The 16365-nt window shown below is 63.6% G+C and carries 17 protein-coding genes and 1 pseudogene; 7 read left to right on the forward strand and 11 right to left on the reverse strand.

Annotation, left to right across the window (positions count from 1 at the left end; translation table 11 throughout):
* Both RPS27_RS08575 and RPS27_RS08580 read right to left on the reverse strand, forming a co-directional pair.
* Positions 1-383, reverse strand: a pseudogene (locus RPS27_RS08575) (DUF2147 domain-containing protein); the annotation flags it as partial.
* A 259-nt stretch (positions 384-642) separates the two neighbouring features.
* Positions 643-1422 carry a transporter substrate-binding domain-containing protein gene (locus RPS27_RS08580; RefSeq protein ID WP_212068634.1) on the reverse strand — a complete coding sequence of 260 codons (780 nt, stop codon included), beginning with the start codon at positions 1420-1422 and terminating at the stop codon, positions 643-645.
* Positions 1423-1537: 115 nt separating this feature from the next.
* On the opposite strand from RPS27_RS08580, the gene RPS27_RS08585 reads away from it, so the two are divergent.
* The gene (locus tag RPS27_RS08585; protein WP_212068683.1) at positions 1538-2035 is read left to right on the forward strand and encodes a DUF1993 family protein; all 498 of its coding nucleotides are present in this window, start codon (positions 1538-1540) and stop codon (positions 2033-2035) included.
* A gap of 55 nt (positions 2036-2090) precedes the next feature.
* Here the strand turns inward: RPS27_RS08585 and RPS27_RS08590 are convergent, their stop codons facing one another.
* The 6 genes from RPS27_RS08590 to RPS27_RS08615 form a co-directional block, all read right to left on the reverse strand.
* On the reverse strand, positions 2091-2606 hold the full coding sequence (locus RPS27_RS08590; RefSeq protein ID WP_211417002.1) for a hypothetical protein: 516 nt from the start codon (positions 2604-2606) through the stop codon (positions 2091-2093).
* A 170-nt stretch (positions 2607-2776) separates the two neighbouring features.
* Positions 2777-3766: a hydroxyacid dehydrogenase gene (locus RPS27_RS08595; RefSeq protein WP_212068635.1), complete on the reverse strand. Its 990-nt coding sequence runs from the start codon at positions 3764-3766 to the stop codon at positions 2777-2779.
* A 34-nt stretch (positions 3767-3800) separates the two neighbouring features.
* Positions 3801-4901 carry an ABC transporter ATP-binding protein gene (locus tag RPS27_RS08600; protein ID WP_211417004.1) on the reverse strand — a complete coding sequence of 367 codons (1101 nt, stop codon included), beginning with the start codon at positions 4899-4901 and terminating at the stop codon, positions 3801-3803.
* A 6-nt stretch (positions 4902-4907) separates the two neighbouring features.
* On the reverse strand, positions 4908-5819 hold the full coding sequence (locus tag RPS27_RS08605) for a carbohydrate ABC transporter permease (RefSeq protein WP_025036339.1): 912 nt from the start codon (positions 5817-5819) through the stop codon (positions 4908-4910).
* A complete protein-coding gene (locus RPS27_RS08610) occupies positions 5819-6757 on the reverse strand; it encodes a carbohydrate ABC transporter permease (RefSeq protein WP_211417005.1) in 939 nt (312 codons plus the stop codon). The genes RPS27_RS08605 and RPS27_RS08610 overlap by 1 nt, the downstream gene beginning before the upstream one ends.
* Positions 6758-6913: 156 nt before the next feature.
* Positions 6914-8254 (reverse strand): ABC transporter substrate-binding protein, encoded by a 1341-nt coding sequence (locus RPS27_RS08615; RefSeq protein ID WP_212068636.1) that lies wholly within the window; start codon positions 8252-8254, stop codon positions 6914-6916.
* A gap of 465 nt (positions 8255-8719) precedes the next feature.
* Between RPS27_RS08615 and RPS27_RS08620 the strand changes: the two genes are divergently transcribed.
* Positions 8720-9526 carry a Spy/CpxP family protein refolding chaperone gene (locus RPS27_RS08620; protein ID WP_211417007.1) on the forward strand — a complete coding sequence of 269 codons (807 nt, stop codon included), beginning with the start codon at positions 8720-8722 and terminating at the stop codon, positions 9524-9526.
* Positions 9527-9631: 105 nt separating this feature from the next.
* Positions 9632-10009 carry a response regulator gene (locus tag RPS27_RS08625; protein WP_211417008.1) on the forward strand — a complete coding sequence of 126 codons (378 nt, stop codon included), beginning with the start codon at positions 9632-9634 and terminating at the stop codon, positions 10007-10009.
* Between the two features lie 76 nt (positions 10010-10085).
* Here RPS27_RS08625 and RPS27_RS08630 read toward each other — a convergent pair whose 3' ends face one another.
* The 3 genes from RPS27_RS08630 to glk all read right to left on the reverse strand — a co-directional run bounded on the left by RPS27_RS08630 (position 10086) and on the right by glk (position 11721).
* On the reverse strand, positions 10086-10241 hold the full coding sequence (locus tag RPS27_RS08630; RefSeq protein WP_211417009.1) for a hypothetical protein: 156 nt from the start codon (positions 10239-10241) through the stop codon (positions 10086-10088).
* Between the two features lie 143 nt (positions 10242-10384).
* On the reverse strand, positions 10385-10588 hold the full coding sequence (locus RPS27_RS08635; RefSeq protein ID WP_211417010.1) for a hypothetical protein: 204 nt from the start codon (positions 10586-10588) through the stop codon (positions 10385-10387).
* Between the two features lie 146 nt (positions 10589-10734).
* A complete protein-coding gene (gene glk / locus RPS27_RS08640) occupies positions 10735-11721 on the reverse strand; it encodes a glucokinase (protein WP_212068684.1) in 987 nt (328 codons plus the stop codon).
* Between the two features lie 260 nt (positions 11722-11981).
* Here glk and pncA point away from each other — a divergent pair, with 260 nt between their 5' ends.
* From pncA to RPS27_RS08660, 4 genes are all read left to right on the forward strand, one after another.
* Positions 11982-12620, forward strand: coding sequence for a bifunctional nicotinamidase/pyrazinamidase (gene pncA, locus RPS27_RS08645; RefSeq protein ID WP_212068637.1), 639 nt, complete (start codon positions 11982-11984; stop codon positions 12618-12620).
* 16 nt (positions 12621-12636) lie between these two features.
* The gene (locus RPS27_RS08650; RefSeq protein ID WP_212068638.1) at positions 12637-13752 is read left to right on the forward strand and encodes an alpha/beta fold hydrolase; all 1116 of its coding nucleotides are present in this window, start codon (positions 12637-12639) and stop codon (positions 13750-13752) included.
* 140 nt (positions 13753-13892) lie between these two features.
* On the forward strand, positions 13893-15926 hold the full coding sequence (locus tag RPS27_RS08655; protein WP_212068639.1) for an NAD(+) synthase: 2034 nt from the start codon (positions 13893-13895) through the stop codon (positions 15924-15926).
* Positions 15927-15959: 33 nt separating this feature from the next.
* Positions 15960-16343, forward strand: a complete 384-nt coding sequence (locus tag RPS27_RS08660) for a GrlR family regulatory protein (protein ID WP_212068640.1) — start codon at positions 15960-15962, stop codon at positions 16341-16343.
* The last annotated feature ends 22 nt before the right edge of the window (positions 16344-16365 follow it).

Genomic DNA, 16365 nt, shown 5'->3' on the forward strand with positions numbered 1-16365 from the left:
GCGGCCGGCGGCAACACGGCCGTCTCGGCCGGCGCGTTGCTGGCCGTTGCCGCCGCAGGCGGAGCCGGCGGTGGGGCTGCGGCAGTAGGTGCGGGCGCCTGCACGGCGGCGGCGGGCGGTGTGGTGACGGGCGCGGGGGCTGGCGCGGCCGGCGCTTGCGGCTCGACCGTGGCCTGCTGTGGCGGCTGCGGGCCCGGAGACGCCTCGTTCTTCTTGGCCTTCTTGGCCTTGGGCTGGGCGGTGTTGTCGTATACGCCGGGGATTTGCACCGTGCCGCGGTCCGGGTCGATGCGAATGGTGCGCCCGCCATATTCGAAAGTGTACTGCGCCTGCGCAGCGGTGCTCGCCAAAAGGAATGCGGCCGCGGCCAACAGCTTCCTCATTTCCATCTCCTGAACAGGTGGTCCCCGTACCGACGGCTTACGCACCGGCGGCATTCCAAAACGTGATCTAGATCACTGTCACGGTATGAGTCGCCGTCCTGCGGTTTCGGGTTCAATAGGCCAAGGGCCCGTCCAAAGTTGGGCCGGGGCAAGCGAAAGGAGGACGCGGCCGGAAGCGCCGTTCCACCGCAGTCGGAACGGGATTCCGGCTCCTCGCGTCACCTGGTCTGTCCTGACGCGACCGGTCCTTGAGTTCGCTCTAATCGAACCAGGCGGCGTAGATCTTCCTGTAGCTGCCGTCTTCCATGGAAATGTGCAGCCACTGGTCGACGAAGGCCTTCAGCGCCATGTCGCGCTGCAGCCAGTAGGCCTTCTCGGAAAAATCGAACGGCTTTTCCGGATGCACGGCGCACAGCACGCCCTGATGCTGCTTCTGCTGGTAGCGCGTCTCCGAGGCGTCCGTCATCATGAGATCGGCATTGCCCTTGGCGATCTCGTCGAAAATCACGGTGTTGTCGGGGAAGACGGTGATGTCGGCGTCCTTGATGTTGGCGCGTGCGAAGCGTTCGTTGGTGCCGCCGGGATTGACGATGACGCGAGTGCCCTTCTTGTCGATGTCGGCGATGCTCTGGTACTTGCCGACGTCGGCGCAGCGGGCGATCGGCGTCTTGCCCTCGCGCATGATCGGCGCCGAGAAAAAGCCCTTCTTCTGTCGGTCGAGCGTGACCGAGACGCCGCCCATCGCGATGTCGAACTGATCGGCCTCGAAATCCTTCATCAGCTTCGGCCAGGCGGTCGGCACGAACTCGACCTTGACCCCGAGCGCCTTGCCGAGCGCCTCCGCCATGTCGACGTCGAAGCCGCTGAATTTCTGCGTCGCCTTGTCCAGATAGGTGAAGGGCTTGTAGTCGCCGGTCATGCCGACGCGCAAGGTGCCGCGCTTGACGATCTCATCCAGGCGCGAGGGCGCCTGCTGCGCATGGGCCGAAAGGGTTGCCAGCAGTGCGACGGCCATAGCCAATGCGATTCGAACGATCATCTCTTCTCCACCCCTGCGCAAGCTGTCATTGTGCAGCTCTTTACGGCGTGGATTTAGACCAGATGGGAGCTTCTGGCGAGGCGAAATTGAAAGGAATCTCGACGTGACAATCTCGATGCACGAGGCCTCGGTCGGCCTCTTCGTGCCGTACTTGCGTAACCTGTCGGCCCTGCTCGACAAGGGTGTCGCCTATGCGGAGGCCCGCAAGTTCAACCCGGCGGTCCTGCTCGGCATGCGCCTTGCGCCGAACATGTACGATTTGGCGCAGCAGGTCGGCGAGGCCTGCCGCCACGCCACTGTCGCGCCGGCCTTGCTGGCAGAGTGCGAGCCGGTGGCGCTGCCGGCACTGGAGCACGACATGGCCGGGCTTCAGGCGCGCATCGCGACCTCGCTCGAGTTCATTGGAAGCCTGCCCCGCGCGGAGATCGAGGCGGCGGCGGAGCGCAATGTCTTCTTCAAGCTGAAGAACGGGACCGAGCTGCCCTTCACAGGGCGGACGCTGCTGCTGACCTTCAGCGTCCCGCAGTTCTTCTTTCACGTCACGACCGCCTACGACCTGTTACGACACGCCGGCGTCGAGCTCGTGAAGAAGGATTATCTCGGAAGAAAATAGAGGCTTGGCGTGCACTCTCCCAGCGGGGAGAGGTGCACGGAGAAAGGCGGCAGCGCTAGGCTTCGCCCTTGCGCTCGTAATCGGCAAGTGAGCTGCGGCCGGCGATCTCGCTGCGCAGCAGCTCGAAGCGCCGCTGCGCCTCGTCTTCCTGGGTGTCGACGAAATGCACCGCGGCCTCGCTCGTCATGGGGCCGCTGACCACGGGCGCGGATTGCTCGCCGATGGTCTCGTGGACGTAATACTGGCCGTCATCGCCGCGATGGACTGTCCATTTGAGACGGATCGCCACCATCGGGCCGGGCCCCACCTTGCTGTAGCCGTCGGCATCGGTGTGCTCCGGCACCAGCGGCTGCTCCTCGACAACAGGATGTTGTTCGAGAGCCGGCTGCTCGTCGATCACTGCCTGCTCATCGGAAGCCAGATGCCCACGGTCTCCAGCGACCACGATTTCGGTCTCGGTGTGACGGACCACTTCGGTCTCGGTCTGGCGGACCACGAGGACGGGCTCGGGGTTCTCCAAAATGCTGGCGATGGTCGCCAGCGCGTGGTCGGTCGGGTCGATCTCTGACAAGGGTCCATCCTCCAGCTCGACGCGGCCGGCTAGTTTTGTCTCACTGCCGCCGCGGCCTCGCTTATTACGTGCGTTTGATTAAGGCTGAGTTGGGGCTCGATCTGCACCAAAATGGGACGCTTTCTGGCGTTCCGAAGGCGGGCCCTTGCTTCGCCCGCCCGGAGCTCGGCTCAGCCCAGCACGTCCTGATTGATCACGTTCTGCCGGATCGGATCGCCGTCCAGCACACTCAGGATGTTGCGCGCGGTCTGCTCGCTCATGCGCTGGACCGCCTCGACCGTGACGCCCGCGACATGCGGGGCGATGATGACGTTGGGCAGGGCGAACAGCGCGTTGCTGACCGGCGGCGGCTCCACCTCGAACACGTCGATGCCGGCGCCGGCGAGCTTGCCGGAGACCAGGGCGTCGTAGAGCGCCGCTTCCTTCACGATACCGCCGCGTGCGGTGTTGACGAGATAGGATCTCGGCTTCATCCGGCCGATCCTGTCAGCATCGAACAGGCCGATCGTCTCCGGCGTCTTCGGGCAGTGGATGGTGACGAAATCGGCATGAGGCAGCGCGGCATCGAGGTCGGCGACGGGCTCGCAGCCCGCGGCCTTGATCTCCGCGGCAGGCTTGTAGGGATCGTAGACCTGCACCTTCATTTCCAATGCCAGGCAGCGCTTGGCGGTACGGCTGCCGATGCGGCCGAAGCCGATGACCAGCAGGGTCTTGCCGTAGAGATCGAATGGCAGCATGCCTAGCCGGTCGGCCCATTTGCCGTCCTTGACGCAGGCATGCAGCTCCTGCGCGCGCTTGGCCAGCGTCAGCATCATGAACAGCGCCGCCTCCGCAACCGAGGGCGAGTTTGCGCTGCCCGCGACCATCAGCGGCACCTTGCGGCGGGAGAGGGCGGGCACGTCGACGGCGTCGTAGCCGACACCGATGCGGGTCACTACCTTCATGTCTTTCGACGCTTCGAGCTCGGTCTCGCCGAAGGCGGTGGCGCCGAGCGCGACACCGTGGACCGGCGCATGGCTCTTCAGCAAGGCCTCGAAGTCTTTCGCCGAGATCAGGTTCGGAAACTCGACGAGCTCGATATCGTCGCGCTGGGTGAGGAGGGCGCGTGCCCCTTGCGACAAAGTTTGCGTAACGAAAATTTTCTTCTTGTTGGTCGCCATTGTCCCCTGCCTGCGCGAGTTTCTTGGACCGGCGTTACAACACGACGCCGGTCGCCTCGTTTAGCAGGTGCATATTGTTGAGGTCCATCGCCAAACGCATGGGTGCCCCGTCTTTGGCGCCGGCATTGGGATTGACACGGCCGCAAACCGGCGTGCCCTCGAGCCCGAAATAGACCAGCGTCTCCATTCCCATCGGCTCGGTGACGTCGAGCACGGTGTCGAAGGTCTCAACGCCGGGCTCGAGATGCGCGTGCGCCTCGGTGAGATGCTCGGGCCGGAGGCCGAGCAGCAGCTTCTCGGTGCGCGGCAGCGCGTTGTAGCGCGCGGCCCGGGCCGGCGGCAGCGCGAAGGCGATGCGGTCGGTGAGGCGGATCTGCAGCGTACCGGCGACATCCTCGAGCCGGCACGGGATGAAGTTCATCGCGGGCGAGCCGATGAAGCCGGCGACGAAGCGTGTGGCTGGCTTGTGATAGAGCTCGTTAGGCGTGCCGATCTGCTCGATCCGCCCCTTGTTCATCACCACGACACGGTCGGCCAGGGTCATCGCCTCGACCTGGTCGTGGGTGACGTAGACGGTGGTGGTGCGCACCTTCTGATGCACCTTCTTGATCTCGATCCGCATCTGCACGCGGAGCTTGGCGTCGAGATTGGACAGCGGCTCGTCGAACAAGAAGACTTTTGGGTTGCGCACGATGGCCCGGCCCATCGCGACGCGCTGGCGCTGGCCGCCGGAGAGCTGCTTCGGCTTGCGGTCGATCAGGTCGGTGATGTCGAGGAGGCGGGCGGCCTCCGTCACCCGCGCCGTGATTTCGGCCTTGGGATAATGCTTCAGGCGCAGCCCGAAGGACATGTTCTCCGCGACCGTCATGTGCGGATAGAGTGCGTAGTTCTGGAACACCATCGCGATGTCGCGGTCCTTCGGCGGCACGTCGTTGACGACGTCGCCGCCGATCATGATGTCGCCGTCGCTGATGTCCTCGAGCCCCGCGATCATGCGCAGCGTCGTCGACTTGCCGCAGCCGGAGGGACCGACCAGCACGATGAACTCATGGTCTGCGATGTCGAGATCGATGCCGCGCACGGCTTCGACGTCGTCGTAACGCTTAACTACCTTCCGCAAAGCAACGTCAGCCATGAGATATCAACCCTTTGTCGCACCGGCGGTCAGGCCGGCAATGTAGTAATCCATCAGGAATGCGTAGATGATTAGCGGCGGCGCCGCGCCGAGCAGCGCCCCGGTCATGATCTGTCCCCAGTTGAACACGTCGCCCTTGATCAGCGTCGTGATGATGCCGACCGGCAGCACGAGTTGGTCCGTGGAGGTCGTGAACACGAGCGGATAGAGGAATTGCGCCCACGACACCGTAAAGGCGAAGATGGTCGCGGCGATCAACCCAGGGAGCGCCACCGGAATGAAGATGCGCGTCAGCGTCTGGAACCAGGACGCGCCGTCGATGATGGCGGCCTCGTCAAGCTCCTTGGGAATCGAGGCGAAGTACCCGATCATGATCCAGGTGCAGAACGGCACCGTCAGAGTCGGATAGATGAAGAGCAGCACGTACCAGCGATTGATGAGCTGGATGCCGGTCCAGTCGCCGAACAGGGCAAACACCTTGAACAACGGTATGAACAACAGGCTGTCCGGGATGAGGTAGGTCAGGAACACTCCGGTCGCGAGCGTAGCCGAACCCCAGAACCGCATCCGCGCCAGCGCAAATGCCGCCGGCACGCTGATCAGCATCGTGATGGTGACGACGAAAATCGAGACCAGCGCGGAATTCCAGAAGAACCGCAGGAACTGGTTCGACGTCAGCAGGCCGACATAGTTCTCAAGAGTCGGGTGGAAAACCCACCATGGATTGGTCGCCGCCGAGATTTCGGCGCTGCTCTTGAGCGAGGTGATCAGCATGTAGATCGGCGGCAGCAGCGAGAAGATCGCAAACAGCGTCAGAAAGAAATACGACCATCGCAGCGCCCATTTGCGGTCGCGGCTCATGCTTCCATATTTGACCGTACGCGTCGGCGCGGCCTTGTCTATCGTGACTGAGCTCATCAGGCTTCATTCCCGCGCTTGTTGACATCCCGCAGGATGAATATCGCTGCGACCGCCAGTATGGGCACCATGAACAGGGAGACGCTGGCGCCAAGCGGAATATCGCTTCCTTCGATGCCGATCCTGAAGGCCCAGGTGGCAAAGATATGGGTGTGGTCGAGAGGGCCACCGGCGGTCAGGATTCGTACGATGTCGAAATTGGCGAAGGTCACGATCAGCGAGAACAGCGTCGTGATCGCGATGATGTTGCGCATCATCGGCAGTGTGACGTACCAGATGCGCTGCCACCAATTGGCGCCGTCGATCGCCGCGGCTTCATAGAGCTGGTCGGGCACCGATTTGAGGGACGCCAGATACATGATCATGAAGAACGGTGCGCCGTACCAGACGTTGACCAGAATGACGGAGAAGCGCGCCCAGGCGGCGTCGCCCGTCCACGGGATCGGTCCGATTCCGAAAAACGACAGCGTATAGTTGAACGCCGAGTAGGAGGGATCGAACAACCACAGCCATGCGAGCGTGCTCATCGCGGGCGGGATCACCCAAGGCACCAGCAGCATGCCGCGCCATTTGCGCTGGCCTTTGGCCGGAATGTTATGGACGAAGTGGGCGACAATGAACCCGATCAGCGCCTTGAACAGAACAGCGGTGATCGCGAAGATGCAAGATTGCTTGACGACCAGCCAGAACGTGTCGCGCTTGAACAGGAACTCGAAGTTGCCAAGCCCGACGAACCTCTGCATCGACTTGTTGAGGGTCGCCAGATGAAGCGAGTAGAACGCAGGATAAAGCACGAGAAGCGTGATGAGGATGATCAGCGGCAGCGTCATCAGGAACGCCGCAGTCGATTTGCGTTTGAGCGCTTTTTGCAGACTGGATCGTTTTCGCGCCGGTTGCGCTACGCCAACCCTGTCCGGCTGCAATGCGACATCCGCCATGATGCATTTCCTTGCGCGGTTTGGTCAGTGAACCCGACTTTTTGGAAGGTTCGAGAGCCGAAGCTGTCGGCTCTCGCCAGTGAGTGAGCCGGAGGCTTCGCCGCAAACAGCCTAAGGCCGTCGCGGCGAGCCTTCCGCCTAGCTCCGCTTTCCGGCCTAGCTCCGCATGAAGCCTTCGCACTCGCCTTCGGCCCAGGCGAGCGTCTTTTCCATCGCTTCGCCCTGATGATACCGCAGGCACATCTTGGTGAGTGTGGCCTGCGCATAGATCTGCTGGGCGATCTTCGGCGGCGCGGGAGAGGCTGCGATCGACAGCGTCTGATGCTTGTAGGGATTTGGATAGTGGAAGAGTGTCCCTTTCGGCGGGCCCTCTTCCTGCCAAACCTTCAGCGTGGTCAGCTTCTCATACGCCGGCAAATCGTAGCCGCCGCTGGCCGTGACCATCTTTTCGATGGATGCCGGCTTCGACAATGCGATGAGGAGGCTCTTCGCTGCCTCCTTGTTCTTGGAGAAGTTCCATATGCTCCAGAAATACGGCAGGTAGGGTGCAAAGCGCCCCTTCGGCCCGGCCGGGAATCCGTGAGTCCAGCACTGCTCCGCGACCTGCGGCGCGTCGCGTTTGGCGACGGCCCAGGCGCTCGGCGGGTTCATGATCATCGCGCCCCTGCCGGAGACCAGCCATTTGTTGTTGGAAGCGTCGTCCCAAGCCGCGACGTCGGGCGGCAGGAAGCCGATCAGCTTCTTGTAGAAGTCGAGTGCCTGACGAACCGCGTCGGTCTTGACGGTGAGATTGCCCTTGGCGTCGACGAGCTGGGCGCCGAACGAAAGGAAAATCGCGCCCGCGGTATCGACGTTGTCGGTGGTCTCGCCGAGGCCGATGCCGAACGGGAAGCCGGCCTTGTGACAGGCTTCGGCAGCCTTCAGGAATGTTTCCAGCGTCCAGTTGTCGGCCTTTGGTTCAGAACCGGCCGGATACATCTCCTGGACGTCGATTCCCGCGTGCTTCTTCATCAGATCGATGCGAGAGCAGGGACCCTTGATCTGACTGCCGACGCAGGCCGGAACCCCGAGCCATTTGCTCCCGGCAGTGCCCAGATACTTGGCTGTGCCGTTCACCTCGCCGTTCTCAGCGATGATCGGCCCCATGATGTCGGCAACGTCCTCCAATTGGTCGGCATTGGAATGCGCCCACCACGTTGGCATCGCGAAAATATCATGGCCAGACTTTGCCTGCGCTTCGGCGGCAATGGTCAGCAGGTTCTTGTTGCCCTGGCTTGGGATGTAGTCGATCGTAACTTCGACCTTCTCTTTCGCAGCCCATTCATTGACCAGATCGGTCGAGGCCTTGTTGGCGCCTGGCACCCAATGGTCCCAGAAGCCGATCGAGAGTTTGCCGGCGGCGTTGGCGCGCCGGACATAGGGCGCTGTGATCAGCGCCGCGGAGGACATTGCAGTGGCAGCCACAAATTGACGTCGCGTCAGTCTCTTGCGTGACATCTCGTTTCCTCGCCTGGGTGTTTGTTGTTGGAGTTTCCTCTAAAACTTCTTTTCCGAGTTTCTTGCTGTTCGATTTTCTTATTGATGCCGTCGGCCCACATGGCAATTCACGAAAGCCGCAGCAAATTGGTAGCGCGATCAGATCATGATTGATCGCGTCTGTCGAGAAAGCCGAACGGCTCGCGCCTAGAACTAACGTTGTGTCCCGGAAGGTCGGCGTGCTGTGCCGGTCGTGAGCTGCGCGCATGTTTTTGCGACGCACACTTGGCATGAACCGGCCAGGACCGCGCCGTGCGCAATTACGCCGCAGTTTCGAATAAGCCTGCATAAACGCTTCGCGCGAAAGACTTTTCCAGCGTGGACAGCAATTGGCTGCGGCTGGACCGCGAAGCGGCGGAAACGATAGAGTTGCGGCGGGCGGCCCGGCTGCCCAACAGGCGAGTCAGATCGAGGATGGAGACGAGAATGATCAACCCGGCGCCGTCAGCGCGGCTTCACATGCGGCGATGCTTCGCGCTGGGGGCCGTGCTCGCGCTGCTGCTCGGTGCCTCCGCGGTGTCCAATGCCCAAGGTTTGGTCAAGGGAGTTCAGGATGGTGCGGCGGCCGGCAACAAGGCGGCAGGTCCGGTCGGTGGCGTGCTGGGCGGCGCAATTGGCGGCGTGGTTGGCGTTTTCACCGGTGTGCTCGGCGTCGGCAACAACAATGGCAATCAGGCCCCGGCCGCCAAGGACGCCAGCAAGGATGCGGGCAAGGACGCCAAGCAGGGCGCCGCCAAGGACAAGGATGCCAAGGGGGCCAAAGCGGGCAAGGGCTCCAAGGCGAGCAAGGAGGCGAAGAACGCACCGCAAGGCAAGGACAATCAAGGCAAAGACAATAAGGACGTCACGGTCCTCACCCAGCCTGGCGCGCCGCAGCAGACCGCCGAACAGATCGTCGCCAACAGCGATGCCTATATCGAGCGGATCAAGACCGAGCTGAATCTCACGCCCGATCAGGAGAAGCACTGGTACGGCTTTTCGAGCGCTATGCACTACCTGGGGCATAATGGCGCGGAGCGGCTCAACTTGCGGGTCGCGCGCGCTAAGCGGGATCCGCCCGACGACATCATCGAGCAGATGCGCAACGAGTCGCAATTCCTGATCGACCGGGCCGCCGATCAGCGCAATGTCGCGGATGCCGCCGAGCCGCTGTTTTCGAGCCTCGACGACAAGCAGAAGCAGGTCTTCATTCAGGAGATGGTGCGCCTGAGCCACGAGCGCGGATTGGATTGATCAAGTTGAATCGGATCGGGCGCGTAACGGCGCCCGCCACGATTTCGTGAATCCTTTCCGCAATTGATGTATGGTTAGCTTCGCAAGGCTGACTGCGGGGTTGATATGGCGGACGGACTCTCCGTTTTCCTGGTCGAAGACGAGGCGTTGATCCGGATGATGATCGCCGACATGGTGGTGGAACTCGGCCACCACGTCGTCGCGGAAGCGGACAATGTACGGGACGCGAGCGCGTTCGCCATGACCGCGCAATACGATCTGGCGATCCTCGACATCAATCTCATGGGCGTCTACGTCGATCCCGTCGCCGATCTGATCGAACGTCGCGGAAAGCCGTTTCTGTTCGCCACCGGTTACGGACCGGAATTGCTGCCGTCCTTGCTCCGGCGCCGGCCGATCCTGCGCAAGCCGATCGCCATGGATCAGCTCAAGGCGATGATCGATTCGATGTTTCCGGGAGCGCCGGTCAACGCGCCGCATTAAGTTATGGCGAGAACGCCGCCAACGAAAATGGCCGCCCTTTTGGGGCGGCCATTTGGCGACGGATCTTGTCGCGATCTCACATCAGGCCGGCACCGAGGTCGATGCCATGTGCCATCAGGCCGAACGAGGCGACCAGGCCCGTGCAGCAGAACAGCAAGATGGTCTTGAAGGACGAATCGGCGAAACGCGTTTCGACGACGGCCGGCATCGCGGCGATCGAAATCATGCTCATGTTCATTGCCCCCTTGTTGATCCTGAATTGCATCAGGTGAGGGAACTTCTAGAGCAAAAAGTTTGACGTGAGATTGCGAGGCGTCGTTAACGGAGTCGCAATCCAATCCCGCGTTCTCATCGGCCCCGGCCGGACTGCAAGTCTCAGTTGCGGCCGTTCTTCAGCACCGTGGCAATGGTGTGGGCCGTCATGGCCGCGCGGTCTGAAGCGCGCTGGGCGGCCAGCCGGTCTCGCGCCTTTTCCTCGATCAGGAGGTCGATCAGGGCCAGCCGCTTGTTTTCGTCATCCGCCTCGCTCAGCAGGCGATGATAGCGGTGATAGTCGAAACCGAAATCCTGCTTACGCATGTTACGCCCCCGCAACCACGCCACACACAAGGCAGGATTGTTTCTCATCTGGAACACGCACGCAAGCAGGATCCCCTGGGGAACCACGCGTGCACCGCATTCAGCTGTGAATTGCTGGAACCGGAAGCAGGACCGATAACCTGATCTTAATCCAGATTGGAATCGGCAAACATCTTCAGGCCGACGAAGCTGGCATCGGGCTTGGTCACCAGCCTGGTCGGAATGTTGCGCAAATAGTCCTGGAACCGGCCCTTGGCTTCGAAACGTGCCCGGAACGGGGAGTCCATCAGAAACTCGGGAAAGCGCGGGACGATTCCGCCGGCAATATAGACGCCACCGCGGGCGCCGAACGTCACCGCGAGATTGCCGGCGACCGAGCCGAGGATGGCGCAGAACATATCGAGCGTGGCGCGGCTGACGGGACAACTGCCTTCGAGGGCGGCTTTGGTGATGGCGGCAGCGTCGCGATGCGGCACCTGAGCGCCGTCGACCTCCGCCAAGGCTTCGTAGAGATTCTGTAGTCCGGAACCCGAGAGCGCGCCACGCTCGATCGAGACGTGGCCGAGACGTCGGCGCAAGCACGCGATCACGCGTTCCTCGCGCTCGTTCTCCGCCGGCAGGGTCGCGTGTCCGGCTTCGGTGACAACGGCGAGGCGCGCGCCATGCCGTTCGACCAGACAGGAGACGCCAAAGCCGGTTCCAGGTCCGACCACCAGCAAGGGCTCTCCGGGCAGGCCCTCCTGGCCGCCGAGCGAGATCAGATCGGCAGGCTGCAAGGCGGGCAGGGACCAGGCCACCACCTCGAAATCGTTGAGCACGTGGACGCTCTCGAAGCCCAGGGCCGGCTGCAGCTCGTTGCCGTCGATGACCCAGGGACTGTTGGTCATGACGCAGCGGTTGTTGGTGACGGGACCCGCCACGGCCAGCACGGCCCTGCGGGGCTGCTCGCCACCGGCCCGGCGCGCCAGGACGTCCGCGATGGCCTCCCGGACGGTCGGGAAGTCGGCAACCTTCACATACTCGATCGGTCCGTCTTGATCGCCTTGAGCCAATTCGCTCCGGCTCAGCGCGAAGCGCGCATTGGTGCCGCCGATATCGGCGAGAAGAATCTGTCCTGTCTTGCCGATATTCATGCCGCCCTCGTGGCTGCCCCCGCCTTGCGGCCGCGGCACCCCTGTCCTCCACTTTTCGACCCGATCCGCCTGCGCGAACAGTGCGAGAATCCGCCCTCGGGTGCGCCTAGTCAACACGGACGAGGCCAAAGCGTTGCATCCTTGCGGTCCTCCGGTGACCAATTCGCGCAGGCTTTGCACGGTGCCGGCGGTTGCGAAGCTGCGCGGGAAGACCGACACTCAGACAGCTTGTCCTGGCGCAGGCGCGCCGGGCACATCGAATGAGACAGGCGATGAAGATTTCCAACCGCGACGTGCTGCTGGCGATCGACGTGCAGAACGACTTCTGCTCCGGCGGAGCGCTTGCCGTTCCCGGCGGTGAGAAGGTCGTCCCCGCCATCAACCGGATCGCCCAAAAATTCGCCAATGTGGTGCTGACCCAGGACTGGCATCCGCGCGACCACGTTTCGTTCGCGTCGAACCATGCGGGCAAGCAGCCGTTCCAGACGATCGAGCTCGACTACGGCACCCAGGTGCTCTGGCCGGCGCATTGCGTGCAGGGCACTTCGGGCGCCGAATTCCATCGCGATCTCGACGTCGTCAGGGCGAGCCTGGTGGTGCGCAAGGGATTTCGCCGCGGCATCGATTCCTATTCGGCATTGTTCGAGAACGATCATCAGACGCCGACGGGCCTGCTCGGCTATTTGCGCGAACGTGAGCTGAAGACCGTCTTCCTCGCCGGTCTCGCGCTGGATTTCTGCGTCCGCTTCTCGGCGGAGGATGCGCGCAAGGCTGGGTTGCAGGTGGCGGTGATCGAGGATGCCTGCCGCGGCATCGATCTCGACGGCTCGGTGGCCGCGGCCCATCGCAGCTTTCGCGACCTCGGCATCTCCGTCGTCAGCCTCGAGGCGTTTCTATAAGGATCTTGAGAAGGTCATGGTGGACAAGATCGGCAAACAGCCGGGGGGACCGGATCACGCTCCTGATGAGCCGCTGCTCTGGCCGTTCACGGCAGCCCGGCTGGCCATGGACGCTTGTTTCTGGTGGGTCGAGCGCGGCCGGGCCGAGCAGGATGAGAGCAACCTGCCGTGGACGACGCCCAACCGCGTTGCGCTGGAGCTCGCGACGATGCACCTGCGCGATTGCTCGCGAGAGCGCTCGGGTCAGCCAGTGCTGGTCTGTGCGCCCTATGCGCTGCATCGGGCCTTGATCGCCGATTTCGCGCCGGGCCACAGTGTGGTGGGGTCCCTGCAGGACGGCGGCATCGGCCGGATCTACCTCACCGATTGGCGGTCAGCCAAACCTGACATGCGCTATCTCTCGATCGACAGCTATCTCGGCGATCTCAACGTCGCCGTCGACGAGATCGGCGCGCCGGTCGATCTGGTCGGCCTGTGCCAGGGCGGCTGGCTGTCGCTGCTCTATGCGGCGCGCTTCCCGGCCAAGGTGCGGCGGCTGGTGCTGGTCGGCGCGCCCGTCGACCTCTCGATCGAGTCCTCGCTCTCCCGGCTCACCCGTAACGCGCCGGACGTGGTCTACGACCAGCTCGTCGCGCGCGGCGGCGGCAATGTCAGCGGCGGGGAGATGCTTCGCTTGTGGTCCAAGCCGCCGAACCGTGATGATATCGTGGCAGCGTTGCAGAGAGACCTGTTGGACGAGGAGGGCGCGGCGCTGCTCGCGCGCTTCGAGCGCTGGAACGCGGAGACGCTCGATCTGCCGGGCACCTATTATCTGGAGATCGTCAACCGGATCTTCCGGGAGAACCAGATCGCCGGCGGCAGCTTCAAGGCTCTTGGCCGCACGGTCGATCTGAAGGATGTCAAGGTGCCGGTGTTCCTGCTTGCCGGGCTCGACGACGACGTCGTGCCGGCTGTGCAGGCGCTCGCCACAGCCGGTCTCCTCGGCACACCGCCGGCCTTCATTGCTGCGGCTTCCGAGCCGAGCAATCACCTTGGCCTGTTCATGGGCGCGCGCACCCACGCGCATGCCTGGCCGCGGATCGCCGAATGGCTGCGCGACGACCTGTCGGGCGTGCTGGCCCGCAGCGCCTGAGCTCGGCGGGCGCAGAACCGGCGGCCCTGCAAATCCGTTATGCATGACGGCGGATGGCCTGCACGGGACCCGGCCAATGGGCTACATATGATCCGGAGCTGACGGCTTCGGCAGCGAAGAGATCAAAGGTACTGCGCTCGATGACTTTCCACTCGATCTACGCCCACGGATTTGCGCGCGTGGCCGCCTGTGTCACCACGTCCCACGTCGCCGACCCCTCGGCCAACGCCAAGGCCGTGCTGGCGGCGGCCTATGCCTGCCACGAGCAGTCGGTGGCGGTCGCCGTGTTTCCCGAGCTGTGCCTTTCCGGTTATGCGATCGAGGATCTGGTCAAGCAGGATCCGTTGCTCGATGCGGTCGAGCGCGGCCTCGCGGGCCTCGTCGAGGCCTCCGCGGGTCTGCTGCCGGTTCTGGTCGTCGGCGCGCCGCTGCGCTTTGGCCATCGCATCTACAATTGCGCTGTCGTCGTCCATCGCGGCAACGTTCTCGGCGTGGTGCCGAAGTCTTACCTGCCGACCTACCGCGAATTCTACGAGGGCCGGCATTTCGCCTCCGGGGCCGGCATGGTCGGAGAGACGATCTCATTTGGCGGGCTGCATGCACCGTTCGGCGTCGACTTGCTGTTTTCGGCCGAAGACGTCCCGGGCCTCACCATCGGCGTCGAGATCTGCGAGGACATGTGGATCCCGGTGACGCCGTCCGCCGAGCTCGCGCTTGCGGGCGCGAGCGTGCTGATCAATCTCTCGGGCAGTCCGATCACGATCGGCCGGGCGCGCTCGCGCGCGCTGCTGTGCCAGTCGACATCGGCGCGCTGTCTCGCGGCTTACGTCTACGCGGCCGCTGGCGCCGGGGAATCGACCACGGATCTGTCGTGGGATGGTCAGACCTCGATCTACGAGAACGGCGTGCTGCTGGCCGAGGGCGAGCGGTTCCGGCAGGGCGGCCAGATCACCACTGCCGACATCGATCTCGACCTGCTCAGGCAGGAGCGTGCGCTGATGGGCACGTTCGACGACAATCGCCGCCAGCGCGAGGCGTTTTTCCGCAAGGTGACGTTCGCGCTGAAGCCGCCATCTGCCGACGTCGGCTTCCTGCGCAAGATCGAGCGCTTTCCATTCGTGCCGAGCGACGAAAGCCTGCTCGAGCAGGATTGCTACGAGGCCTACAACATCCAGGTCGCCGGCCTCGTGCAGCGCATGCGCGCCACCGGCACCAAGCGCGTGGTGATCGGCGTCTCGGGCGGGCTCGATTCCACCCACGCCCTGATCGTCGCCGCAAAGGCGGTCGATCTGCTCGGCCTGCCGCGCGAGAACATCCTGGCCTACACCATGCCGGGCTTTGCCACCGGCAGCGAGAGCAAAACCCATGCGTTGGCGCTGATGCAGGCGTTGCAGACGAGCTGGCAGGAGCTCGACATCCGCACCACCGCGACGCAGATGCTGAAGGACATCGGCCATCCCTTCGGCGGGGGCGAGAAGGTCTACGACGTCACCTTCGAGAACGTGCAGGCGGGCCTGCGCACGGACTATCTATTCCGGCTCGCCAACCATCACGGCGGCATCGTGATCGGCACCGGCGATCTCTCCGAACTCGCGCTCGGCTGGTGCACCTATGGCGTCGGCGACCAGATGGCGCATTACAACGTCAATGCCGGCGTGCCGAAGACGCTGATCCAGCATTTGATCCGCTGGGTGATCTCCTCGAAGCAGTTCAGCGACGACGTCAACCGCACACTCGGCGCGATCCTCGTCGCCGAGATCTCGCCGGAGCTGGTGCCGGTGGAGCCCGGCCAGAAGCCGCAGAGCACGGAAGCGTCGGTCGGGCCGTACGAGCTGCAGGATTTCAACCTGTTCTACACGCTGCGCTTCGGCATGCGGCCGTCCAAGATCGCCTTCATGGCGCAGCACGCCTGGAAGGACGTGGCCAAGGGCGAATGGCCACCGGCGTTCCCGAACGACCGGCGCAAGGCCTATGACATCAAGGATATCAGGCGCTGGCTCGAGGTGTTCCTGCGCCGCTTCTTCGCCTTCAGCCAGTTCAAGCGCTCGGCGATGCCGAACGGCCCCAAGGTCTCGGCGGGGGGCTCGCTGTCGCCCCGCGGCGATTGGCGCGCGCCGTCGGATTCGAGCGCGGCGGCATGGCTAGAAGATCTCGAGCGGAACGTGCCGAACTGATCGAGGCGGCGGAGCGGTGGGGGAGATAATCGGATGGCGGCGGGGACCGGAGCACAAGCGGAGGAAGAGGCCCGCGTCGTCAACGGCCTCTACATCTTCGACATCGAGATGCGCGACGGCAAACGCGGGCAGGCGCGGGGCGTCGTCGTGCTCTGCGACGGGCGCATCATGGGCGGCGACAGCTACTTCTACTACACCGGCAGCTACACGTTCCGGAACGGCAAGTGGCGCGGCGACATGATCGTCAATCAGCATACCGAAGCCGTCGGCAGGACGCTCGCATTCGGCGGCCGGGAGGTCACCTGCGGTTTCTCGGGCGACTATTCCGCCGGCGGCGCCGAGGTCGAAGGCATGGCGCTGGTCGGCAAGACCACCGTGACATTCACGGCACGCCTCACACTCAAGGACGCGATGTAATCCCCATCCTCCTTCGTTCCTT

This window comes from Bradyrhizobium sp. WYCCWR 12699 (genome assembly GCF_032144035.1).
Taxonomy (GTDB): domain Bacteria; phylum Pseudomonadota; class Alphaproteobacteria; order Rhizobiales; family Xanthobacteraceae; genus Bradyrhizobium.